The organism is Nocardioides sp. NPDC023903, assembly GCF_040639295.1.
Lineage (GTDB): Bacteria > Actinomycetota > Actinomycetes > Propionibacteriales > Nocardioidaceae > Nocardioides.
Window position 1 is genome coordinate 146,884 of record NZ_JBEZZS010000011.1, and the last position, 22,513, is coordinate 169,396.

A 22,513-nucleotide genomic window follows, 5' to 3' on the forward strand; every position below is an offset into this window, starting at 1 on the left:
GGGCAGACACGGCATCGCCGGCCCAGGCCAGAGGCCCGTCGCCATCTCCGAAGCAACCTGAGACCCCGCTGAAACGTCTTGGACACGGAGTCGACGATCGCGATGGGCCTGGGAGCCCGCCGTACTCTAGGGACGTTGTGACCGCGGGAGGGGACATCTTGAGCTGGCAGGGCAATCCGCCTTACACACCCACGCCGAAGCCGAAGAAGAAGCGTGGAAGGAAGGTCCTGAAGGCCTTCTTCATCGTGATTCTGGTGGGCGCGCTGATCGGCACCGTGGGTGTGATCGTGGCCTACAACGCCATCCCGATCCCCAACGCCAACGCGGCGTACGAGAAGGAGACCTCCTTCGTCTACTACCGCGGCGGCAAGGAGGAGCTCGGGCGTTACATCGCCGACTCCCAGGACCGCGACTCGCTGCCCTATGACGAGATCCCGCAGCTGATGAAGGACGCCGCGGTCGCCGCGGAGGACCGCACCTTCTGGACCAACAGCGGCATCGACATCAAGGGCATCGTGCGCGCGGTGGTCAACAACAACACCGGCGGCACCCAGTCCGGCGCCTCGACGATCACCCAGCAGTACGTCAAGAACCTCTACCTCACCCAGGAGCGCACCTACTCCCGCAAGGTGAAGGAAGCGGTCATCTCGCTGAAGATCAGCCGACAGAAGTCCAAGGAGGACATCCTCGCCGGCTACCTCAACACGATCTACTTCGGCCGCGGCGCCTACGGCGTCGAGGCCGCGTCGAACGCCTATTTCGACAAGCCTGCCGCGAAGCTCACCCTCCAGGAGGCGGCCGCACTCGCCGCGATCCTCAACGACCCCAACGACCTCGACCCGAGCAACGGCGAGGAGTCGGTCACCGAGCTCGAGGGCCGCTACCGCTACGTCATCAACTCCATGGTCAAGATGGACATGGTCGACGCCGCCGAGGGCGAGAAGGCCAAGGAGTCGCTGCCGAAGTTCAAGAAGCCGCGTTCCGACAGCCGCTACGGCGGCCAGAAGGGTCACGCGCTCAAGCTGGTCCGCGACGAGCTCCTCAAGCTCAAGGACGAGCAGGGCAACCCGCTGGTCACCGAGGACGAGATCAACGGCGGTGGGCTCCGGGTCACCACCACGCTGACCAAGAAGACGATGAAGACCGTCGAGGAGGCGGTCGACGACGTACGTCCGGAGGACAAGAAGGCCTACGACGAGGGCAACGAGAAGGACGAGCTCCACGTGGGCGCGGCGACGGTCGACGTGAAGACCGGTGCGCTGCGCGGCTTCTACGGCGGTCAGGACTACCTCGAGTCGCAGATCAACTGGGCCGCCAGCAGCGCCACCATGGCCGGGTCGACGATGAAGCCGTTCACCCTCGCCGCCGCGCTGAAGGCGGGCTACTCGCTCAAGGACACTTGGAACGGCAACTCGCCGATGGAGTTCCCCGGTGGCGTGAACGTACGCAACTCGGGCCAGAGCGCCGCTGACCCGTTCGGCCACAGCTACGGCTCCAACGTCAGTAGCCTCCAGGCGATGGAGGACTCGATCAACACCGCTTTCGTCGAGATGTCCGACTCGCTGCCCAACGGCAGCAAGGACGTCTACGACATGGCCGTACGCTCCGGCATCCCGCGCGGCGACCGCATCGACCCCGCCTATCCCGGGATCCCGGGGAAGTCGGGCGGCGACATGCAGCCCGACAACTTCCTGCTCACGCTGGGCAACTCGACCGTCAGCCCGATCAACATGGCCAACTCCTACGCCACGATCGCCAACCGCGGCGTGCACAACGACGTCTTCGTCGTCTCCAAGGTGGTCAACGCAGACGGCACCGTCATCTACGAGCACGATGACACCGCGAGCAGCAAGCGGGCGATGGACGAGGAGATCGCCGACGACACCTCCTACGCCTTGCAGCAGGTCGTCTCCAGCGGCACCGGCCAGGCCGCCAGCGCGGTGGCCCAGCCTGCCGCCGGCAAGACCGGCACGGCGACCAACGACAAGGACGAGGTCTCCTCGGCCTGGTTCGTCGGCTACACCCCGCAGCTCTCCACCGCCGTCTCCTACAGCCGTGGCAAGGGAAGTGGCGCCCTCGACGGCTGGCTCGACACCTTCTTCGGCGCCGACTACCCGGCCGACACCTGGGTTCAGATCATGGGCCAGCTGACCAACGAGCTCGACTACGAGGAGTTCCCGCCGCCGGCCTGGCTCGACGGCGATGCTCCCGAGTCCGGCCACGCGCCGTACGTCCCGCCGAGCCCCGACCCCGAGCCGACCGAGGAGCCGGAGCCGTCGAACACGCCGTCGCCGTCCCAGGAGCCAACGCCGACGCCCACGCCGACACCCACCCCGACTCCGACGCCGACGCCGACTCCGACGCCGACCAATACGCCCGGCCCTCCGGACCCCGACCCCGACGACCCCGAGACCGAGCCCGGGCCGGTCTGAGGCGGATCCGGTCCGAACAGATGACGTGTCAACGCTTGGTGGGGGGCCTCAGTTCCCACGACCTTGCCCGACACGGTTAGATAGTGCCCGTGTCTGTGATCGCCCCCGTCGACGTCCACGATGACACCGCTCTGAAGGCTTGGTACGCCGTGGAGGCGGCATCGATGGCCTTCGATCGACCCTACGCGTCGCATCGCACCTTCGAGGCGCTCGCGAACTCAGTGCGCACCCCGCACGACCACGGCCGCCGCGTCCTCCTCGCCGCGAAGGAGCAGGGCGAGACGATCGGCATCGCCGAGCTCGACCTCCCCGAGGAGGAGCGGAGCCACGTCGTCGAGCTGGGCATCCACGTCCTCCCCGTGCATCGCTGGCGCGGAGTCGGCACCGAGCTGTGGCGAGCGGCCGATGACGTACGCCGCACCAGCGGCCGCACCCTGACGACCGCCGAGGTGACCATCCCCCCGAAGTCGTCCCTGGCCTTCGCGCGGGCGCTCGGCTTCAAGTCCGTACGCCGCGAGGACCACCTCGCCGCCGACCTCCCGCTGCCGCACAAGCCCTTCAACGTGCTCGGCTACGAGATCCTGATGTGGGAGGACCGCACCCCCGAGAACCTGCTCGCCCAGTTCGTCGGTCTGCGCAACCAGATGGGCAAGGAGATGCCGGGCAAGTCCCAGGAGGACCTGGTCGCCCACACCGCCGACCGGATCCGCTCGGCCGAGAAGAGCACCGCCCGCTCCTACGACCGCATCACCGCCGCGGCCCGTGAGATCCTCACCGGCGAGCTGGTCGGCTACTCGGTCATCTTCCTGGCCCACGGCAGCGACGAGGCCATCCAGGACGACACCTTCGTCAAGTCCGCCCACCGCGGCCACAAGCTCGGCCTCGCCCTCAAGGTCGCCACCCTCGCCGCCGTCCAGCGCGACCACCCCGAACGCACCAGCATCCACACCTGGACCGACCCGTCCAACGACGTGATGCAGCGCATCAACAAGCAGTTCGGCTTCCGCAAGATCGAGCTCATGCACGAGGTCCAGCGCACCGATCGTTGGTAGAGCGACAGAACCAAGACGGCGGCCGCGGTCACGACGGCGGATCGTCTCGCTCGAGCCACTCGCCAACAGAGATCTCGTACGTCAGAGCTTTTGGTGTCGGTTCGTCGACGCACGCAAATCCGAGGCTTGCGAGCGTAGCCCTGGACGCCGTGTTTGCCGTCACGGTTCCCGCCCAGATATGCGTAAGGCGGGCACTGAGGAAGCCGTGGCGCAACAGAAGGCGGGCTCCCTCGGCGCCGAAACCCTGGCGCCATCGTTCGTGGGCGAGTCGGAATCCAAGCTCGCCTGTTTCCGGGCGCGCTCCGTCGTATCCGAGGCCCCACCAGCCGATGGGACGCCTGTCAAGGAAGCCAGTCCAGTAGCCATGACCTCGGTCCGTGTTCGACCGTCGGCCTAGCCGTCGCGACCACTCCGCGTCAGTCTCGGCCCGCGAGTACGGTCGGCCAGAGACATGCCGCGTCACCTGCTCGTCCGTATTGAGTCGACGAAAGAACTCAAGATGCTCAGGGCCTGAAGGAACTAGTCGTAGCCTCTGGCCGATGAGGACGGGTAGAACCACCCGCATACCTTGACACGGACCAGGTTCTGGCCTCCTCTGTTGCGCGTATGCCCGTGCTGACAGCGGCGTGACCTGCGGTTATGAATGGTAGGCCGTGCGGGGCTCGAACCCGCGACCCAAGGATTATGAGTCCTCGTGTCGCATGCCCTTGACCTGCGCATTTGACATGGTGGTGCGCCGCACAAACGCCACTCGTACGCGTAGACCGCAAGATGCGCTGTCGGGGTGTGCGGTGTCAGTTGCCGCCAATCGCTCGCGCCAACAGTTCGGCGGCCCCTTCAACTCCAAGTTCGACGGCGCGACGTAGTTGTCTCTCCGCCTCGACAGAATTGCCGTCAATCAACTCCAATGCGCCCATCGTTCGAATCGCATCTGGGTCTTCAGCCGCCACACCGTCATCGAGTAGGTTTCGGGCTTCTGGCAGACGGCCGAGGTCGATCAGAAGTTCAGCGAGGCCTATGCGGGCCGTCGTATTACCCGCGGCGATGGCAGCGCGGTAAGCAGCCTCAGCCTCGCCTTCGCGGCCAGGCTGGAGGACGATGAGGTCACCGAGACACTCATGGGCGTCGGTATTGCCCGCAGCGATCGCTGCGTCGAAGGCGGCTTCGGCGTCGTCTTCGCGTCCAGTTTGAGTGGCAAGGAACAGGCCGAGTAGATAGTGGCCGTCGGTGTCGCCTGTAGCGATAGCTGCGCGGAAAGCTGTCTCGGCGTCGTCTTCGCGGCCGGTCTGGTGGGCAAGGAAGAGGCCGAGTCCTTTGCGACCGTCGGCATCGCCTGCGCCGACGGCTGCACGGAAGGCTGCCTCGGCGTCATTCTCCCGGCCGGGCTGGTCGGCGAGATGGCTGCCGAGCCAGTAATGGCCGTCGGTGTGGCCTGCGTCGATGGCTGCGTGGAAGGCGGCTTCGGCGTCGCTTTCGCGGCCGGGCTGGTCGGCGAGGAAGTGGCCGAGGCCTTTGTAGCCAACGGTGTGGCCTGCGTCGATGGCTGCCTGGAAGGCGGCTTCGGCGTCGCTTTCGCGGCCGGCCTGGTCGGCGTGAAGCTTGCCGAGCCAGTAGTGGCCGATGGTGTGGCCTGCGTCGATGGCTGCGTGGAAGGCGGCTTCGGCGTCGCTTTCGCGGCCGGGCTGGTCGGCGAGATGGCCGCCGAGCCAATGGTGGCCGATGGTGTGGCCTGCGTCGATGGCTGCGTGGAAGGCGGCTTCGGCGTCGCTTTCGCGGCCGGGGCGGGCGGCTAGAAGAACCCCGTAAAAGCTGTGAGCCTCGGTGTGGCCAGCGTCGATAGCTGCGCGGTACTCGGTTTCGGCGTCATCTTCCCTGCCAGGCTGGCTGGAAAGGAGGTTCCCGAGCCCGAAGTGGCCAATGGTGTGGCCTGCGTCGACGGCCGCGCGGTACTCAGTTTCGGCCTTCGTCTTCTGGCCAGGCTGCTTGGAAAGGAGGATGCCGAGCCAGTAGTGGCCGTCGGTGTGGCCGGCGGCGATGGCTGCGCGGTACTCGGTTTCGGCTTCCGCTTCTTTACCAGGTTGGTCGGAAAGGAGGATGCCGAGCCAGTAGTGGCCGTCGGTGTGGCCGGCGGCGATGGCTGCGCGGTACTCGGTTTCGGCGTCCGCTTCTCGGCCCGACTGTTCGGAGAGGATATGTCCGAGTCTTATGTGGGCTTCGGTGTTGCCGGCGTCAATGGCCTTGCGGCACCATGCCATGGCCGCCTCAGGATCCTCGTCTTGAAGTAGGTAGCCCAATTGCAAATAGGCAGTGGTCACGTCGGACTTTGCTGCGTGCTCGATCAGTGGACGTGCCGCATCGTCCTCGTCGCGGAAATAGAAGAAACGCCCGACACTTGCGCAGGCCGATGCGGAAAGGTGGTCCAACAACATGTCGACGTCGATGCGTCGCCCGTCGGGGAGAGCGCCCCGAGCAGCCTGAATCAAGATGTCTGGCACGGTATAGCCGCCATTCGGATCACTCGGATCTCCCAGTCGAGTCAGTGGCGCGATCGCCCCCAGTTGATTCTCGTTGGCGCGGTACCGCTCACAGGCCCATCCCACCGCATCCGCGAACCAGTCCGTGTGATCAATTGTCGGCCTAATCTCGTCGGGTAACAGCAGTGATGCCAGGTTCTTCAATGTAGGTTCTGGCAGAGGTTCAGGATGGTTGATAGATAGCAACTCGACCGCTGTCTGGAGCACGACCCCGCCTGCGACGTGGTCGGGCCGGTGATATCGGTCGAGAAGCCAGTCGGCCGCCGCAAGGACCTTGATCGGCTCCAGGTGGCTCTCGTAGGCCAACGCAGTCGCCCAGCGGGGATCTTCGCCGCTGACCGCCGTGGCTGTCTCCAGCTCTTGGGCGTCGAAGTGCGCGAACATCTCAACAACGTCTACGAGACTGGAGGTCAGAACTGCTCGAGCGGCAGGGTAGATGTCCGTGTGCATCATCTCTCCGCTCTCTTGTTTGGTTCGGTCACCCTGTCTCGTAAGCCGTGAAAAATCAGACTTCCAAATGGTTCCGACGATTATCGCGCCATGGTCGATAACCTTGCGGATCATCTCAAGTGTAAGGGGTGTCGGAGAATCCAGGAATCCGGCGAGTTCATCCAGCCAAAATACTGTTCGTCGGATATCAAGTCCACTGTCGACCAATTCCTTCAGATCGGAGGCTGAAGATGGGGCAATGATTCGCCAGGTTCCGATCGTTTGTGTGACCGCTTCAAGCAGGCTGCGCGTCTTGCCCCACGTCGACTCGCCCTTGACGATAACCATTCCGCCTGTGACTGAACGTGCAGTGAGCTTTGCATGGAGCAAGCCATCTGTTGTGCGTGGTACGTATTTCGGGAGATCGTGTGAGAGATCACCATCGTGGCCGACTGGCAACGGGATCGCTTGTTGGACTCCGTATACAATCGCACGCTCTCGAATTTCGGCGACATGACGGAATCTCCCACCGGGGCCGCCATGTCGCTCCTCAAGGATTCGATGTGCCTCTGATCGCTCCGCGGAGTTCTTAAGCCTGGACGTCCAGATCTCGGACGACGCATCGAGAAGCGGTTTGAAAAACCCCACCAAGACGACGCCGGCGGCGCCGACGCTCACCGTGACCAAGGCTGGCCCCGGCAACAACTTCTCCGTTGTGACGGCAACTAGAACGGCTGCTAGGGCGGCGACGCCGACTATGCCGACAATCCGCGCGGTAGGCCCAACTCTCCTCATGACGACACAGTTTGGCGCATCGGTGTGCTGCCGTGGTGCCCTTTCGCGTCCTTGACCCCCGCGATTGCTAGAGGTCAAGGACGACGGGTTCCTGTCGCCGTAGGCCGTGCGGGACTTGAACCCGCGACTGGAGAATTATGAGTTCCCTGCTCTAACCAACTGAGCTAACGGCCCGGGCAGATCCTAGCGGGCGCTACGCGGCTTCAGTGTCATCGGCTAGGGCTTGCTCGATCCTCATTCGCGCGGCATCTTCTTGGCCGTCGACGGCGTGAGCGTAGACAGTCAGGAGCACTTGAACGCTATGGCCGGCCCACTTCGCCACGAGGGGTGGAGGTGTGCCAGCGGCGAGCCACACGGCCCGCGCAGATCCTAGCGGGCGCCGCGTGGATACCACGCAGACACCAGTCGGTCGCGCTTGCACAGGCCTCTTTTGGAAAAGGTGTCTTGTTTCAAAGCAGGAACCGTGTTCCAATTCGGGTGACCACCGTCACATTCCGGCGTCCGGGAGGGACCCCATGAAGAAACTCGTCGCTTGTCTAGGAACCGCGCTCGTCGCGGTTCTGGCCACTCTGGTGGTGGCCGCGCCGGCCACCGCGGCGCCCACGGCGGGCATCAACGACTGGACCTGTCAGCCGAGCGCCGCACACCCGGAGCCGGTCGTGCTGTGGCACGGCCTGGGCAGCAGCGGCGACGTTGGGATGGCGCTGCTCTCTCAGCACCTCAAGGGCAAGGGCTACTGCGTCTACTACAAGACGTACGGCACCACCCACTGGGGCCCGTTCACCGGCGGGCTCGCCTCGATGCGCGAGAGCGCGGGCGAGCTGGACGCGTTCGTGGAGAAGGTCCGAGCCTCGAGTGGTGCGGCGAAGGTCAGCATCGCCGGGCACTCCGAAGGAACGACCGTGCCGGCGTACTACCTGAAGTTTCTCGGCGGCGACAAGGTGGTCAAGCACTTCGTCGGCTTCGGCTCGAACTTCAAGGGAACCAGCTTGCAGGGTCTCCAGGAGCTCGCCGACCTGCTCGGCTTCCGTCCGATCCTGGACGCCGGCGGCTGCACGGCCTGCAACGAGTTCGCGCCGACCTCGGAGTTCATGAAAGACCTCAACGAGGGTGGCGTGAGCGTCCCCGGACCCCGCTACACCAGCATCGTCACCAAGTACGACGAGGCCGTCACGCCCTACACCAGCGGCATCCTCGCCCCGGCGAGCAACGTGAAGAACGTCGTGCTTCAGGACGTCTGCGCTGTCGACTTCAGCGGCCACGTCGGTCTGGCCTGGGACCCGAACGTGTTCGCGCTGGTGTCCAACGCGCTCGACCCGGCCGACGCCAGGCCGGTCAGCTGCGTCCCGATGCCCTGGCTGTCCTGAGTACGTCGAGGAGGGTGCTCTAACCTCGGTGAGGTGACGCCACCCAACAGCACGAGCGGCAAGGCCACGGGCAAGCAACAGCGGGTGATCCGTGGCCTGGACGCCGATCAGCGCCGCGAGCAGCGCCGGCAGGCGCTGCTCGACTCGGCGCTCGAGCTGTTCGCCGCGCAAGGCTTCGTCGGCACCTCGATCGAGCAGCTGTGCCAGCACGCGTACGTCGCCACCAAGTCCTTCTACGAGTCCTTCGACAGCCGCGACGACCTCTATGCCGTCCTGCTGCGCCAGATCACCGACGGGGCCTTCGCGCGGCTCGCGACCGTGGCCGCCGAGGCACCCGACGAGGAGACCGGCACCCGCCTGATGCTCGCTGAGCTGGCGCACGCCTTCGTCGACGACGTCCGGGTCGCGCAGGTCACTTTCGGCCAGGGCAGCGCCATCACACCGGTCGCCGAGCGACAGCGCCGGGAGAACCGCCGCGCGGCCGCGGCGTTCGTCGAAGACCTGTGGGTCGGGTACGGCACCGTGGTGACCGAGCGCTATCACGGAATCGCGATCGGCCTGATCGGTGGCCTGTTCGACATCATCGCGGACTGGGTCCTCGACGTACCCGCCGAAGGACCCACCCCCGCCTCGGTGGAAGAGCTGATCACCCGTCTGAGCGACTTCTACGGCGCCGTACGCAGCGGCAGCAAGCCGCCCGCTCAGTCGTCGTAGTCGACGGTGACCGCCGGGGTGGTCGGGCGCGACTGGCAGGTGAGCACGTGGCCGGTCTCGACCTCGGCCGAGGACAGGGCGAAGTTCTGCTCCATGGCGACCGACCCCTGCTCGACCTTCGCCTTGCAGGTGCCGCAGGCTCCGCCGAGGCAGGCGTACGGCGCCTCGAGCCCGGCCTTCAACGCGGCCTCGAGAACGGTGTCGCCGGCGGCCAGCGGGACCGCGTGCTGTCGGCCGCGCAGGCCGACGGTGACGGTGGCCGGGGCGAAGCCGTCGGCGACCCGGGACTTCTGGTAGCCATGGAAGAGCTCGACGTGGACGCGGTCCGGCTCGGCCCCGCGTTCGAGGAGCAGGTCGCGTAGGTCAGCCACCATCTCGACCGGTCCACACAGGAACCACTCGTCCACCGAAGCCGCGGCCAGCTCGGAGCCGAGCCACCGTTCGAGCTTCGCCCGGTCGATCCGGCCACGCAGGTGTGCCGGGTGCCGCGGGTCGCGGGAGCGTACGTGGATGATCCGGAGCCGGTCGGCGTAGCGGCCCTCGAGGTCGTCGAGCTCGTCGCGGAACATCGTGCTGTCGGCATCCTGGTTGCCGTAGATCAGGGTGAAGCGGCTCTCGGTCTCGACGGCGAGGGTGGTCTGCAGGATCGAGAGGACCGGCGTGATGCCGCTGCCGGCGGCGATCGCCACATAGCTCTTGGTGGCGAGCGGGTCGACCGCTGTCCCGAACGAACCGGTCGGTGTCATCAGCTCGAGGGTGTCACCGGGTCGGAGCTGCTCCATCGCGAAGGTCGAGAAAGCCCCGCCGGGGATGTGCTTGACGGCGATCGCCAAGGTGTCGGAGGTGGCCGAGGAGCAGATCGAGTAGTTGCGACGTACGCCTTCGCCACCGAGGTCGGTGCGGACGGCGAGATGCTGACCGGGTTCGAAGGAGAACTTCTCGCGCAGCTCGTCGGGCACGGCGAAGCGGATCAGCACACTGTCGTCGGTCAGTGGGTCGACGCCGGCGACCGGGACCGGGTGGAACTCCGCGGCACGGGCCGAGGAACGCTTCGGCATCCGCACCGGGAGGAGCCGGGCCATCTTGCCGTTCAGCGTCTTCCACTCGCGGTACTCGTCCGCATCGAGCTGATGACCGAAGACGGTGCCGATCGCGGCATCGCGCTCGAGGTAGGCCTCCTCGTTGCGTTTCCAGGCCGCGACGTAGCGGTAAAACGGGATCGAGGGATGCAGGTGGTGGACGAGGTGGTAGTTCTGCGAGAGGAGCAGGGGAGTCAGGACCCATTCGGACCCGACCCGGTTGCGGGTGGCGCGGTAGCGGTTCTCCTGCTGGGTGTCCTCGAGGTCGTGGTGCGGCAACCAGTCGAACCACCACGCCAGCACGAACATCGCGAGCCGCTCGGGGATCAGGTAGAGCACGGCCAGCGTCCACAGATGTCCGGTGAAGCCCGCGGCGACGATCAAGGCGATCGTCATGCCCATCAGGAAGACCGTCTCGAGCACCTCTGCTCGAGGGCGACGCTTCACGTTGCGCACCAGGAAGGACAGGTACGGCACGTCCATCAGCGGGAACCGGAATGGGACCTGCCACCACGGCGCGCCACTGACGAAGTGGTCGGGGTCGTTGTCGTCGTCGTTGGTGTTGCGGTGGTGCTCGATGTGGATGAACGCGAACGACCTGAACGAGATCAGCGGCGAGACGAAGAGCATCGCGACCCGACCGAAGGCCACGTTGACCCAGCGATGGGTGCTGATCGAGTAGTGCGCGGCATCGTGCAGCACGGTGAACAGTACGAAGATCGCCGCCGCACTGAGCAGGACCGTCACAGGGACGGGAAGGCGCTCGGCCAACGCCGCCCATGTCGAGACCGCGAAGAGCGCGAGCGCGCCGGAGAAGATGCCGACGATGGGCCAGGAGATCGTCGGAACCTTCTCGCCCGGGTCGGGGAGCGCGTGGCGGGTGGCTGCGGGTTGCTCCGTCGTAGTTGCCATGCTCGAAACGTACGAACCACGAGCCGCACTCCGCGAGAGGTGCCGAGCCCATGTCGATGTGCGCGCAGCACATCCGAGTCAGATCCCGGTCAGGCTTCATGCTCCGGCGCGAGCACGAGCGGACCGAGCACACCCACCAGGCGCAACGCGGCATGCAGCTCGGCAACCCGCTCGGTCGCAGGATGCCCGCGCCGTTCCTCGCCCCGGCGAACACGCTGCAGCACTGTGTTCCGGTGTACGCCGAGCTCGTCGGCCGCGGCCGCCAGCCCACCCTGTGCATCGAGCACCGCGAGCAGCGCCCGCCGCTCTTCCTCCTCCCGGCGCCCGGCCACCGCCAGCCCGCCCAGCTCGGTCGCGACGAAGGCGCGAGTCAGGTCGAGGTCGCCGCTCATCGTGTCCACGAGGGCCACCTCGGCGTACGTCGTTACCGCTGCTCCGCGACCCGCGAGCTCGATGATCCGACGGCCGCGTTGCGCCTGGACATGGGAGTTCCGGAAGCCGGGAGCACCTTGCGCCGGCAACCCGAGCGTGACCCGGACCGTTTCCGGGATCCTCCCGGCCAGAGGCCTGAGGTCCGTCGGTGCGATGCCAGGAGCACCCGTCGTGGAGACCCAGCCCCACAGCGCCCGAGCGCCGTCCGGGACGAGCAGGGGATGCGGTGAGCCGAAGTGGGCGCCGACCGTCTCACCCACGCGGGCCAGACCGACGTCGTCGCCGTCGGTCCAGCAGACGAAGGCCGTCTGCCATCCGGTGAGCCGGTGAGACAAGGTGCGCTCCGCGCGGCGGAGGTCGATCCGTCCGCCGGCGATCAACGTGCGGACAGCATCCGTCCGCGCCGCACGGGCCTGGGTCTGGATCCGGTCGAGCTCGGCGACGTACTCGGCGGCGACCTCGCTGGAGATGCGGTCTACGTAGGCGAAGGCGTAGTGCTGCAGGTGTGCGACCACCGCAAGGGCGAGGGCCGGGTCCTTCACCGAGTCGGTGAGGCCGGTCAGGAGTCGTTCGCTGAAGTACGCGTGGCCGATCCGGTAGAAGCGCAGCATCACATCGACGCTGTAGCCGCGGCCGGCCATGGCACGCGCATGCTCGAGCGCGGTGACCGGCGCCGACGCGGCACTCACGTCGATACCGTGCCGCACCATCGACAGCGCGGCCTCGAGGTTCGAGGAGCACGACCCCAGCGTCAGGCCACGGAGCTCGTCATCGGCGCTCGCCTCCGGGATCCGCTCGAGGATGTAGGCGAGCATGTCATCGGCGTACGACGCCACGTGCCCCAACAGCTCGGCAGCGGTGCGGCGCAGCTCAATCACCACCGACTCCGGCAGGTCTTTCTGTTGTCCCGCGCTGACACTCATGTTCGGAGACTATCCAGCGCTCTGCGCCGGTGGGCGGCACGAATTCAGACGTGCAAGGTATGTCCGGTGGTCCGGCGGGTACCACCGGGGGTACGTGGGTGGTTGGAGGGCCGCCCGAGGAGGGAGCACCAACATGTCTGTCACCACACGCGTGGGAACCGCTGTCGCGGCGGGGTACGTGCTCGGGCGATTCAAGAAGCTTCGACTCGCCGTGATTGTCGGGTCCGCGCTCAGCAACAGCGCCGTTCGCGACCGCAGTCTCGAGCTGCTGAAGATCGGCACCCAGAGCCTTGGCGGCTCGCCGGACGTACAGAAGCTCGGACAGCAGGTCAGCGGAAAGCTCGTTTCGGCTGGTAAGGCTGCCGCGGTCGCCGCGGCCGCCGGCCAGATCGACAAGCTCAGCGATCGCCTGCACGAGCGGAGCACGCTCTGGGGCGCGTCGTCATCCGATGAGGACGCCGACCAGGAAACCGACGAGGACACCGACGAGGTTCCGGAGGACGAGGAGCCTGAGGACGAGTACGAAGACGAGGCCGAAGCCGAAGACGAAGCCGAAGCCGAAGACGAAGCCGAAGCCGAAGACGAGGCCGAGGGTGAGGAGCCTGAGGACGAGTACGAGGAAGAGCCTGAGGACGAGGCCGAGGAGCCTGAGGACGAGGCTGAGGACGAGGCTCAGGACGAGGCTGAGGAAGAGCCCGAGGACGAGGACGTCGAAGAGGCGGAGGAAGAGCCCGAGGACGAGTACGAAGACGAGCCCGAGGACGAGGCGGACCAGCAGGACGAGGACGACGAAGAGGAGAAGCCGCGCCGGCCTGCGCGGAGCTCCCGTCGTCGGCGCGCGGCCGCGCCGACAGGAGGTGCCTGAGTCATGACGGAACAGACCCGCAAGAAAGCCACTGCCGAAACGGAGGACTCGGGCCTTCTGTCGCAGCTACCCGTCGATCGGCTGTTCAAAGAGGCCCTGGGCCTCAGCCGCGCCTTCGGGAAGCGGAGCCTGAACAAGCTGGGCAGCGGGGTCGAGGGGCTCACTGACCGACTGACCGGCTTCGCCGACGGTGTCCCCACGATGAAGGGGGCGAAGGAGTCCAAGGGTGGCTCGAACGTGAAGGCGGGGGCGAAGGCGGCCGTCGACAAAGTCACGGCTCCGGTCGGCAAGGTGAAGAACACCGCCGCCCAGGTCAAGGACACGGCGACTCAGGTCAAGGACACCGTTGACAAGGTCTCGGGCGGCCTCAACAAGAGCGAGCATCCCACCGGCAAGAAGCTCAAGGTGACCAACATCGTCGAGACGGTCGACGTACCCGTCAGCCGGGACGTCGCCTACGAGCAGTGGACCCAGTTCGAGGAATTCCCGTCGTTCATGAAGAAGGTCGAGAACGTCACGCAGGAGGAGGACGAGGTCGTCACCTGGCAGGCCCAGGTGTTCTGGTCCCACCGCACGTGGAAGGCCACCATCCTCGACCAGGTCCCGAACGAGCACATCGTGTGGACGAGCGAGAGCGAGAAGGGACGCGTCGACGGCGCCGTGACCTTCCACGAGCTCGCACCGAACCTGACCCGGGTCCTCGTCTCGCTCGAGTACCACCCGAAGGGTCTCTTCGAGCACACCGGAAACCTTTGGCGGGCTCAGGGGCGTCGAGTTCGCCTGGAGCTGAAGCACTTCCGCCGCCATGTCGCCAACCACACGCTTCTTCACCGCGACGAGATCGAGGGGTGGACGGGCGAGATCCACGACAAGGAGGTCGTGGACGACGGTTCCGGCGAGGGCTCGGAGAACGGGCAGAAGAACAGCTCGGAGAAGTCGTCGTCGGGCAGCAAGCCGGGCAACGGGTCTTCCAACAACAGGTCTTCCGGGAACGGGGCGTCTGGTGACAAACCGCAGGCGAAGAGGACGCCCGCCAAGAAGACCGCTGCCAAGAAGACCGCTGCCAAGAAGACCGCGGCTAAGAAGCCAGCAGCCAAGAAGACGGCTGCCAAGAAGACGGCTGCCAAGAAGACGGCTGCCAAGAAGACCGCTGCCAAGAAGACCGCTGCCAAGAAGCCGGCGGCCAAAAAGACCACGAGCACGCAGCGCCCGACGAAGCAGAGCGCGAGCAAGCAGACCGCGAGCAAGCAGACCGCGAGCAAGCGGAGCCCGAGCAAGCAGAGCGCCAGCAAGCAGAGCCCGAGCAAGCAGAGCGCCAGCAAGCAGACCACCAGCAGGCGTACGTCCTCCGGCTCCTCGACGAAGGCATCCTGACCATGGCCGAGAACGACGAACGCCGTGTCCAAGAGCTCGAGCGCGACGTCGAGGAGCTCATGGTGGAGGTCGATCGCTATCGGACTGCCACCGAGGACGCCTTGCAGCAGCTCGACTGGTGCATCGGCTACTTCGTCGGGTGCGGGAAATCCGGCCTGGCGAAGTCGCTCGGCGCCAACCGGGCCTACATCCGCAGGCACATCCTGGAGCGGGCCGCGCAGCCCGTGCCCGCCGGCACCCCGGCAGAAAGCGACTGAGTCATGACCATCACCCAGCAGAACCGGTACCTCGACCGCCCGGCGCCGAGCAGTCTCGCCGACGTCATCGACACGATCCTCGACAAGGGTCTGGTGATCGACATCTACGTGCGCGTCTCGCTCGTCGGCATCGAGCTGCTGACGATCGACGCACGCATCGTGATCGCCAGTGTCGACACCTACCTACGCTTCGCCGAGGCGGTGAATCGGCTGGATCTCACCAACACCCAGACGCACGGCATCCCGGAGCTGATCGAGGGGGTGACCGAGTCCGGGGCCAAGGGGAAGACGTCCGGCGCGATCGAAGGAGCCAAGGAGAAGCTCGGGAGCATTCTGGGCAGCGACGATGAGGACTCCGACAAGGACGCCGACAAGGACGATGACGAGCACGAAGGTCAGGGTCGCAAGCAGCCGGCTCGGCGCACTCGGAAGAGCACGTCATCCAGGCAGACCAAGGAGAAGGAGGACTGACCGTGCCTGTCCACATCTACGGAGTCACGGACACCTCGGTCATGATCCCCGCGGATCGAAAGGGGCGAGCCGAACGTCCGCTGCGCCACGTCGACGGCGACGGCCTTCGAGTGCTCGTCAGCGACGTGGACGCCGACTCGCGCGTGCTGCGCGAGGACCTGATGGCCCACGCTCATACGCTCGAGGCGATGGCCGCGCTCGGCACGGTGCTGCCCATGCAGTTCGGCGTCGAGATGCCGGACGACGACACCGTGCGCCACGAGTTGATCGAGAGCCGCGGTGACGAGATCCGCCCGCTCCTGGAACGGTTCGGGGGCCTGCTGCAGCTCACCGTCGCGGTCGACCTGATCGAGCAGGAAGCGCTCAAAGAGGTGCTGCGGCGGGACCCCGATCTCGTCGCGCTGCGCGACCACGTACAGCGAGCCGCCCCGCAGGACCGGCACTCGGCGGAGGTACGCCTGGGCGAGGCCATCGCGGCCGCGCTCGAAGCACTGCGGGCCGAGGTCGGCGACGGCGTCGTCGACCGGATCGCCCCGACCGCCCGTGCCGTCTCCCTCGGCGAGCTCCGCGGAGCTCTGCAGGCCGCCGAGGTGTTCCTGCTGGTCGAGCGTGACCGGCAGAGCGAACTCGACGCCACGGTCACCACGCTGCGCGAGGACCTGGCGCCGCTGGCGTCGCTTCGCTACGTCGGCCCGCAGCCGCCGTACGCATTTCTCGACGCCGCCTCGTCGGGAGAGCTCTCATGGGCTTGATCAAGCAGCTGCTGACCCTGCCCATCGCGCCCGTGCGCGGTGTGGTCTGGGTGGCAGAGCAGATCCGGGACGAGGCCGAGAGCCAGTACTTCGACCCGGCCACCATCCAAGCCGCGCTCGAAGACGTCGACGCCCGCCGGGAGGCGGGCCTGTTGACCGAGGAGGAGGCTGCCGATCTCGAGGAGGTTCTCGTGCAGCGCCTGATGGCCGGAGGCTGGCATGAATGAGCCGAGCAAACCCACCCTGTCCTCGATCGCCGAGCATGTGCTCGAAGAGCTCGAGGCGCTCGTGGGATGTCCTGCCGAGGGCGTGACGGCAATCCGTCGCGACGACGACGGCTGGGTCGTCAACGCGGACATCCTCGAGCTGGAACGAGTCCCGGAGACGACCGATGTCCTCGCCTCCTACGAGGTGACTGTCGACCCGGACGGCGAGATCACGGGCTATCGCCGTGTCCACCGCTACGTCCGAGCCCAAGTGGAGGAGCGATGACCGAGACCCAACGCTCACCGATGTTCGTGAGCAACCGGCCCCAGTCCTCACCCGAGAGCCTCGCCGACGTGCTCGAGCGTGTCCTCGACAAGGGCATCGTCATCGTCGGTGACATCCAGGTCCGGCTGCTCGACATCGAGCTGCTCACCATCAAGGTGCGACTCATGGTGGCCTCCGTCGACAAGGCCCGCGAGATGGGAATCAACTGGTGGGAGGGCGACCCGTTCGTCAGCAACCTCGAGGACCAGCAGAAGCAGGACGAGGAGCTCGACCTCCGCCGGCGGCTGGAGGCCCTCGAGCGCAGCGTCGGCGGTGAACAGACCGAGATCGTGCAAGGTGAGACGAGCCGTGAACGCCGCTGACCCGACCACTGTGATCCACGCGTACGGACTGGTTCCGGGCGATGGGCCGTTTGTCCTGCCCGACCGCGGCATCGCGGGTTCGAAGGTACGCACCGTCGCGTTCCACGACCTCGAGATCGTCGTCAGCGATCTGCCCGCGGAGTCCTTCGGAGAGACCGCCTGGGCAGAGCACGGGGAAGACACTCGCTGGGTCACGCCTGTCGCCGCAGCCCACCACGAGGTGCTCCAGCAGCTGGTCGAGCACGGCGACGTGCTGCCGCTGCAGCTGCCCGGTATCTACCCGAGCGATGAGGCGCTGATCGCCGCGCTGGAGTCGAGTCGCGCCCGCCTCCAACACGCCTGGCAGCTCTTGGCCGGTCGCGTCGAGTGGTCGCTCCAGATCTTCCCGACCTCGGCTCCTGCCGCGCCGGAGCAGCCGGCGCCCCGCAGCGGCCGTGAGTACCTCGAACGGCGCCGGTCGCAACAGGATGCCCGCGACACCGAACGCGGACGGCGCGAGGCCGCCCTGACGCAGACCCATGAGGCACTGGCTCATGGGGCGGCCGCGAGCGTCGTGCGCGCCCCGCTCGACCCTGCCGTCACCGGCCGCGACGAGCCGATGCTGCTCAACAGCGCCTACCTCGTGGCGCGGGACGAGGAGCAGCGATTCCTCGGCCTTGCCGAAGAGCTCCACGACCATCTGGTCGCCGCTGCCGGCATGCGTGTCGAGGTGACCGGGCCGTGGCCGGCCTACAGCTTCGTCGGTGCGGAAGAGCCGCACGACGACGACCTGACCGGGATGATGTCATGACGCTCGAGCGTTCCCCTGCACTCGACGAGACCTCGCTCGTCGACCTCGTCGACCGTCTGATCGACGGGGGTGTCGTCGTGGGCGGCGACATCGTCCTCTCGCTCGCCGGGGTCGACCTCGTCTACCTCGGCCTGCGCCTGGTTCTCGCCCCGGCCCACAGGGTTTCGCTACCCGGGTCCGGGAAGCAACCATGATGCTCCTCTACGCCGTGGCAGCCACGGAAAGCACAGGCGACACGGTCGACACCCCGCTACAAGCACACCGCTCCCGCGGGCTCACCGTCTTCGTCGAACCGAGAACCCAGCCACCCGAGCGGTCGATGCACGAGCTGCTCGGGTTCGGGCGAGCCCTCCACCAGCTCTGGTCGAACGTCCCCGTGCTCCCGATGCGCTTCGGGACGGTCGTGAGCGACAGCGATGAGCTTGACGAGCTCGTCGCGGAGCGCGAGAGCGAGTGGACCGACCGGATCGCCGCCGTCACCGGATGCAGCGAGTGCATCGTCCACCTCCCGCTGCCCGAGCGTGTCCCCGAACGTGTCAAGGACGAGCAGACGGGTTCGGACTATCTCCGCCGGCGCGCGAAGGAGCTGAAGCAGCATGACGCCGAGACCGCGGAGCTGAGGGCGTTGCTCGCCCCCTACGCCTCCGAGATCACGAAGCTCTCGTCGATCCGACCGCACGAGGCGCGGCTGTCGGTCCTGCTACCCGACGAGCACGTGGAAGCGGCCCGGACAGCCATTCGAGACTGGGGCGAGAACCGGCCCGGAGTGACGGTCACCGGCCCGTGGCCACCGTTCAGTTTCTGTCAGGAGGAGAGCCCGTGACGCGGCCCGACGACGGGGCTCCCTGGCCCCTGGACCTCGACGCGGAAGACGACCTGCCGTCCGCCTTGAGCAGGCGGATCGATGCGGATCCGGAATCCGTCGAGAAGGGGCTCGTACAGCTCGTGCTCACCCTGGTGGAGCTGCTCCGGCAGCTGATGGAGCGCCAGGCGATCCGCCGGATGGATGCGGGAGGCTTGAGCGATGAGGACATCGAGCGGCTGGGGCAGACCCTGATGCTGCTGGACGAGAAGATGACCGAGCTGCGCGACCACTTCGGGCTCACCCCGGAGGAGCTCAACATCGACCTGGGCCCGTTGGGAAAGCTCCTCTGAGGAGCTGGGCGCTCAGCCTTCGCTGTTGATGAGGTACTTCCCGTCGGCGTAGACGAGCCCCAGCGTCACCGTGCTGCCCTCCTGGCGGCCGTCCTTCATCGTGTATCTGTAGGTGTAGGTCACCTTGAGCGGGTCGACGCTGGGGGAGACCGAGGCGACGCTGGTGCTCGCGACGGTGGTCCACCAGTCGCGGTAGCCCTCGATCCCGCCGCTGCTGGCCTGGAACGCCGGGGTCAGCATCGAGCTGAAGGCGGCGTCGGGGTTCGTGGGAGCGGTGGCGAGATAGCTGCGGATGAAGGCGTCGATCCCTTCGGCGGTCGGGCCGGCGGTCTCGCTGGCTGAGGGGCTCTCGCTCGGAGACTCGCTGGCCGTCTCGCTGGGCGACGGCTTCTCGGAGGCCTCCTCCGACGCCTCGTCGTCTGCCTCCTCGGTGGCCTTGTCGGTCGCTTCCGACAGCGGCGATCCGGACGCGACCGGCTTCGGCTTCGCACTCGGCTCCTCGCCGCGGTTGGCCCACAGCGCTCCGCCGATCACCAGCACCAACGCTGCGGCTGCGACGAGCGCGATCGGCCACCAGCGACGCCGCGTCGGCGTGCTGGTCGACTGTGCCAGTCCCGAAGGCGCGGCCGGAGCCGGCGCCGCCACCGCGGCGAGAGTCTGGGTACGCAGCGCCACCGGCTCCAGCTTCTCGGCCGCCAACCGCCCGGCCAGGAAGTCGACGACGTCCGCGGCCGACCACCGCTCGGCAGGGTCGTAGGCCATCGTGTGCTCCAGCAGCGGAGCGAGCCGCCCGGCCAGCGGCGTACGCGGCGGGTCCTCGTGCACCACCCGATACAGCGTCGCGAGCGCGTTGTCGCCGATCCCGTAGGGAGGCTCGCCGGTCAGCGCCTGGAATAGCGTTGCCCCCAGCGACCACATGTCGCTGGCCGGGGTGGCCCGCCCGCCGGTGGCGATCTCCGGAGCCAGGTACGCCGGCGAGCCGGTGACCTGCCCGGTCTGGGTGGTCTGGGAATCGACGCCGCGCGCGATCCCGAAGTCGGTCAGCTTGGCGCGGTCGGCACGGCCGACCACGATGTTGGCGGGCTTCACGTCACGGTGGACGATGCCGGCGGCATGGGCAGAGCGCAGGGCGGAGGCGATCTGACCGATCAGCCTCGCGGCGTCCTCGATGGGCAGCGGACCGTCGTCGCGCACCATGTGAGCGAGGGTCTTCCCCTCGACGTACTCCATCACCAGCCACGGCTTGTCGTCGTCGCGCACCAGGTCGAAGACGGCGACGACGTTCGGGTGGACCAGCCGGGCGGCGAGCTGTGCCTCGCGTTCGACGGCGGCATCCGATACGCCGTCGAGTGCGATCAGCTGTTTGAGGGCGACCGAACGCCCCAGCACTTCGTCGGTGGCGAGCCAGACGGCCCCCATCGCTCCCCGGCCGAGCTCCCTCTCGAGCCGGTACCTCCCTGCGATCACCCAGGTCCCCTCAAAATCTCGTCGCGAACGCCAGTGGTCAACTCTAGGGGGTATCGCCTACTACCCTTGCTTCCGGGACAGCCCGTTCCGGGCCCCGGAAAAACCATCTGAGAACGACCTGAGAAAGGCACCACGTGTCCATCGATCCCACACTCCTCGACGACCTCGAGTGGCGAGGCCTCATCGCCGACTCGACGGACCGCGACGCGCTCCGAGAAGCGCTCGCCGGCGGGAGTGTGAAGTTCTATATCGGGTTCGACCCCACCGCGCCGAGCCTGCACATGGGCAACCTTCTCCAGATCACCATGGCGATGCGCCTGCAGCGTGCCGGTCACACGCCCTACGTACTGGTCGGCGGCGCCACCGGAATGATCGGTGACCCGCGCGACTCGGGCGAGCGCACGCTCAACTCACCCGAGACCGTCAAGGATTGGGTGGGAAGGGTACGCAGCCAGATCGAGCGGTTCGTCTCCTTCGAGGGCGAGACCGCTGCGACGATGGTCAACAACGCCGACTGGACGGCCTCGCTGTCGGTGATCGACTTCCTCCGTGACATCGGCAAGCACTTCCCGGTCAACCGGATGCTCGCCCGTGACACGGTGAAGAAGCGTCTCGAGGACGGCATCTCCTACACCGAGTTCTCCTACATCCTGCTGCAGTCGATGGACTACCTGAACCTCTTCCGTACGCATGGGGTCAGCCTGCAGTTCGGCGGCTCGGACCAGTGGGGGAACATCACCGGCGGTGTCGAGCTCGTCCGCCGGGTCACCGGCGAGACCGTCCATGCCTTCACCACTCCGCTGATCACCAAGGCCGACGGCACCAAGTACGGCAAGACAGAGGGCGGCGCCCTCTGGCTCGACCCGACGATGATGTCGCCCTACGCCTTCCATCAGTTCTGGCTCAACGTCGAGGACGCCAAGGTGGGGGAGATGCTCCGTGTCTTCACCTTCCTGTCCCACGAGGAGATCGAGACCCTCGAGGCGCAGCACGCGGAGAAGCCGTTCCTACGGGTGGCTCAGAAGGCGCTCGCCGATCACATGACGACCCTCGTCCACGGGGCGGGGGAGACCGAGCAGGCCAAGCAGGCCGCGGCCGCGCTCTTCGGCGGCGGCGACCTGGCCACCCTGAGCAGTACGACGCTGGCTGCCGCGATCACAGAGGCCGGTGCCGTCGAGCTGGAGCGTGGTGAGGAGCTGCCGACCTACGTCGACCTCTTCATCTCCGCCGGCCTCGTCTCCTCCAAGGGGGAGGCCCGCCGAACGATCTCCGAGGGCGGGGCGTACGTCAACAACGTCCGAGTCGAGGACGCCGAGGGGTCGCTGGGCGAAAAAGAGTTGCTCGGTGACGGCTGGGTCGTCCTGCGCAGGGGCAAGAAGAAGTTCGCCGGCGTGCGCTTCAAGTAGGCTCTGACCTGCGAGAACGCCCCGGGGAAGGTGATCGCCTTCCCTGGGGCGTTCCTCGATTTGGCAAGCGCGTCACTGGGGCGTAATGTTCATCTGGTCGCCGGGGTGCGGCGGGAAGCAAGTTCGAGTCTTCGAACGGGTTTCCGGCCCCTGAGTCGGCCGCCAACATTCTCGAGCTTCAGCTCGGTTCAGAGTCTCAGTCAGGTCTTCGGATCAGGCATCAAGACCGTGACGAACCGCAGTTTGATTGTCTTGTGCTGTGTCGGCGTGGATATCGTCTTTATCCGATAACAGCGTGAATACGCCGAATTGGACAACAAAGCGAGATCCGATAAAGTCCTCCAGGACGAAGCGGAAGCACAGCTGCTAAACCATGGAAAGCGCGAAACGCGCCGAATTGGGAAAGCGAAAGTGAGTCTGATAAAGTCTGGCAGGCAGGACCGGAAGAAAGCT

22 protein-coding genes and 1 tRNA gene are annotated in these 22,513 nt (G+C 66.7%); 17 read left to right on the top strand and 6 right to left on the bottom strand.

The window, feature by feature from the left end:
• Positions 1 to 158: 158 nt before the first annotated feature.
• Positions 159 to 2,432, top strand: coding sequence for a transglycosylase domain-containing protein (locus tag AB0F44_RS14400; RefSeq protein WP_357356444.1), 2,274 nt, complete (start codon positions 159 to 161; stop codon positions 2,430 to 2,432).
• Between the two features lie 89 nt (positions 2,433 to 2,521).
• Positions 2,522 to 3,484, top strand: a complete 963-nt coding sequence (locus tag AB0F44_RS14405) for a GNAT family N-acetyltransferase (protein ID WP_357356446.1) — start codon at positions 2,522 to 2,524, stop codon at positions 3,482 to 3,484.
• A 28-nt stretch (positions 3,485 to 3,512) separates the two neighbouring features.
• Here AB0F44_RS14405 and AB0F44_RS14410 read toward each other — a convergent pair whose 3' ends face one another.
• From AB0F44_RS14410 to AB0F44_RS14420, 3 genes are all read right to left on the bottom strand, one after another.
• Positions 3,513 to 4,049 carry a GNAT family N-acetyltransferase gene (locus AB0F44_RS14410; protein WP_357356448.1) on the bottom strand — a complete coding sequence of 179 codons (537 nt, stop codon included), beginning with the start codon at positions 4,047 to 4,049 and terminating at the stop codon, positions 3,513 to 3,515.
• Between the two features lie 229 nt (positions 4,050 to 4,278).
• On the bottom strand, positions 4,279 to 7,125 hold the full coding sequence (locus AB0F44_RS14415) for a tetratricopeptide repeat protein (RefSeq protein ID WP_357356450.1): 2,847 nt from the start codon (positions 7,123 to 7,125) through the stop codon (positions 4,279 to 4,281).
• 217 nt (positions 7,126 to 7,342) lie between these two features.
• Positions 7,343 to 7,416 (bottom strand) — tRNA-Ile (locus tag AB0F44_RS14420).
• A gap of 341 nt (positions 7,417 to 7,757) precedes the next feature.
• Between AB0F44_RS14420 and AB0F44_RS14425 the strand changes: the two genes are divergently transcribed.
• The gene (locus AB0F44_RS14425) at positions 7,758 to 8,609 is read left to right on the top strand and encodes a lipase (RefSeq protein ID WP_357356451.1); all 852 of its coding nucleotides are present in this window, start codon (positions 7,758 to 7,760) and stop codon (positions 8,607 to 8,609) included.
• Positions 8,610 to 8,642: 33 nt separating this feature from the next.
• Positions 8,643 to 9,323, top strand: coding sequence for a TetR/AcrR family transcriptional regulator (locus AB0F44_RS14430; protein ID WP_357356453.1), 681 nt, complete (start codon positions 8,643 to 8,645; stop codon positions 9,321 to 9,323).
• Here the strand turns inward: AB0F44_RS14430 and AB0F44_RS14435 are convergent.
• A complete protein-coding gene (locus AB0F44_RS14435) occupies positions 9,311 to 11,314 on the bottom strand; it encodes a fatty acid desaturase (protein ID WP_357356455.1) in 2,004 nt (667 codons plus the stop codon). The genes AB0F44_RS14430 and AB0F44_RS14435 overlap by 13 nt on opposite strands.
• 89 nt (positions 11,315 to 11,403) lie before the next feature.
• Positions 11,404 to 12,669: a helix-turn-helix domain-containing protein gene (locus AB0F44_RS14440; RefSeq protein ID WP_357356457.1), complete on the bottom strand. Its 1,266-nt coding sequence runs from the start codon at positions 12,667 to 12,669 to the stop codon at positions 11,404 to 11,406.
• A gap of 133 nt (positions 12,670 to 12,802) precedes the next feature.
• Between AB0F44_RS14440 and AB0F44_RS14445 the strand changes: the two genes are divergently transcribed.
• From AB0F44_RS14445 to AB0F44_RS14500, 12 genes are read left to right on the top strand one after another with little or no spacing between them, the layout of a single operon-like run.
• Positions 12,803 to 13,534 carry a hypothetical protein gene (locus tag AB0F44_RS14445; RefSeq protein ID WP_357356459.1) on the top strand — a complete coding sequence of 244 codons (732 nt, stop codon included), beginning with the start codon at positions 12,803 to 12,805 and terminating at the stop codon, positions 13,532 to 13,534.
• Between the two features lie 3 nt (positions 13,535 to 13,537).
• Entirely contained in the window at positions 13,538 to 14,908 is a 1,371-nt protein-coding gene (locus tag AB0F44_RS14450) for an SRPBCC family protein (protein WP_357356461.1), read from the top strand.
• 2 nt (positions 14,909 to 14,910) lie between these two features.
• Positions 14,911 to 15,165 (top strand): hypothetical protein, encoded by a 255-nt coding sequence (locus tag AB0F44_RS14455; protein WP_357356462.1) that lies wholly within the window; start codon positions 14,911 to 14,913, stop codon positions 15,163 to 15,165.
• A 3-nt stretch (positions 15,166 to 15,168) separates the two neighbouring features.
• A complete protein-coding gene (gvpJ, locus tag AB0F44_RS14460; RefSeq protein ID WP_357356464.1) occupies positions 15,169 to 15,636 on the top strand; it encodes a gas vesicle protein GvpJ in 468 nt (155 codons plus the stop codon).
• A gap of 2 nt (positions 15,637 to 15,638) precedes the next feature.
• Entirely contained in the window at positions 15,639 to 16,388 is a 750-nt protein-coding gene (locus AB0F44_RS14465) for a GvpL/GvpF family gas vesicle protein (protein WP_357356466.1), read from the top strand.
• Entirely contained in the window at positions 16,379 to 16,615 is a 237-nt protein-coding gene (locus AB0F44_RS14470) for a gas vesicle protein GvpG (RefSeq protein WP_357356468.1), read from the top strand. The genes AB0F44_RS14465 and AB0F44_RS14470 overlap by 10 nt, the downstream gene beginning before the upstream one ends.
• On the top strand, positions 16,608 to 16,880 hold the full coding sequence (locus tag AB0F44_RS14475) for a gas vesicle protein (protein ID WP_357356470.1): 273 nt from the start codon (positions 16,608 to 16,610) through the stop codon (positions 16,878 to 16,880). Before AB0F44_RS14470 ends, AB0F44_RS14475 begins: the two co-directional genes overlap by 8 nt.
• Positions 16,877 to 17,242: a gas vesicle protein gene (locus tag AB0F44_RS14480; RefSeq protein ID WP_357356472.1), complete on the top strand. Its 366-nt coding sequence runs from the start codon at positions 16,877 to 16,879 to the stop codon at positions 17,240 to 17,242. The genes AB0F44_RS14475 and AB0F44_RS14480 overlap by 4 nt, the downstream gene beginning before the upstream one ends.
• Complete coding sequence (locus AB0F44_RS14485) at positions 17,229 to 18,032, top strand: GvpL/GvpF family gas vesicle protein (protein WP_357356474.1); 804 nt, start codon at positions 17,229 to 17,231, stop codon at positions 18,030 to 18,032. Before AB0F44_RS14480 ends, AB0F44_RS14485 begins: the two co-directional genes overlap by 14 nt.
• Positions 18,029 to 18,226 carry a gas vesicle protein GvpJ gene (gene gvpJ / locus AB0F44_RS14490; RefSeq protein WP_357356476.1) on the top strand — a complete coding sequence of 66 codons (198 nt, stop codon included), beginning with the start codon at positions 18,029 to 18,031 and terminating at the stop codon, positions 18,224 to 18,226. The genes AB0F44_RS14485 and gvpJ (AB0F44_RS14490) overlap by 4 nt, the downstream gene beginning before the upstream one ends.
• Positions 18,223 to 18,855: a GvpL/GvpF family gas vesicle protein gene (locus AB0F44_RS14495; RefSeq protein WP_357356478.1), complete on the top strand. Its 633-nt coding sequence runs from the start codon at positions 18,223 to 18,225 to the stop codon at positions 18,853 to 18,855. Before gvpJ (AB0F44_RS14490) ends, AB0F44_RS14495 begins: the two co-directional genes overlap by 4 nt.
• Positions 18,852 to 19,187: a gas vesicle protein K gene (locus AB0F44_RS14500; protein WP_357356480.1), complete on the top strand. Its 336-nt coding sequence runs from the start codon at positions 18,852 to 18,854 to the stop codon at positions 19,185 to 19,187. The genes AB0F44_RS14495 and AB0F44_RS14500 overlap by 4 nt, the downstream gene beginning before the upstream one ends.
• A gap of 12 nt (positions 19,188 to 19,199) precedes the next feature.
• On the opposite strand, the gene AB0F44_RS14505 is transcribed toward AB0F44_RS14500, so the two are convergent.
• Positions 19,200 to 20,654, bottom strand: a complete 1,455-nt coding sequence (locus AB0F44_RS14505; RefSeq protein ID WP_357356482.1) for a serine/threonine-protein kinase — start codon at positions 20,652 to 20,654, stop codon at positions 19,200 to 19,202.
• Between the two features lie 134 nt (positions 20,655 to 20,788).
• Between AB0F44_RS14505 and tyrS the strand changes: the two genes are divergently transcribed.
• Positions 20,789 to 22,060 carry a tyrosine--tRNA ligase gene (gene tyrS / locus AB0F44_RS14510; RefSeq protein ID WP_357356484.1) on the top strand — a complete coding sequence of 424 codons (1,272 nt, stop codon included), beginning with the start codon at positions 20,789 to 20,791 and terminating at the stop codon, positions 22,058 to 22,060.
• The last annotated feature ends 453 nt before the right edge of the window (positions 22,061 to 22,513 follow it).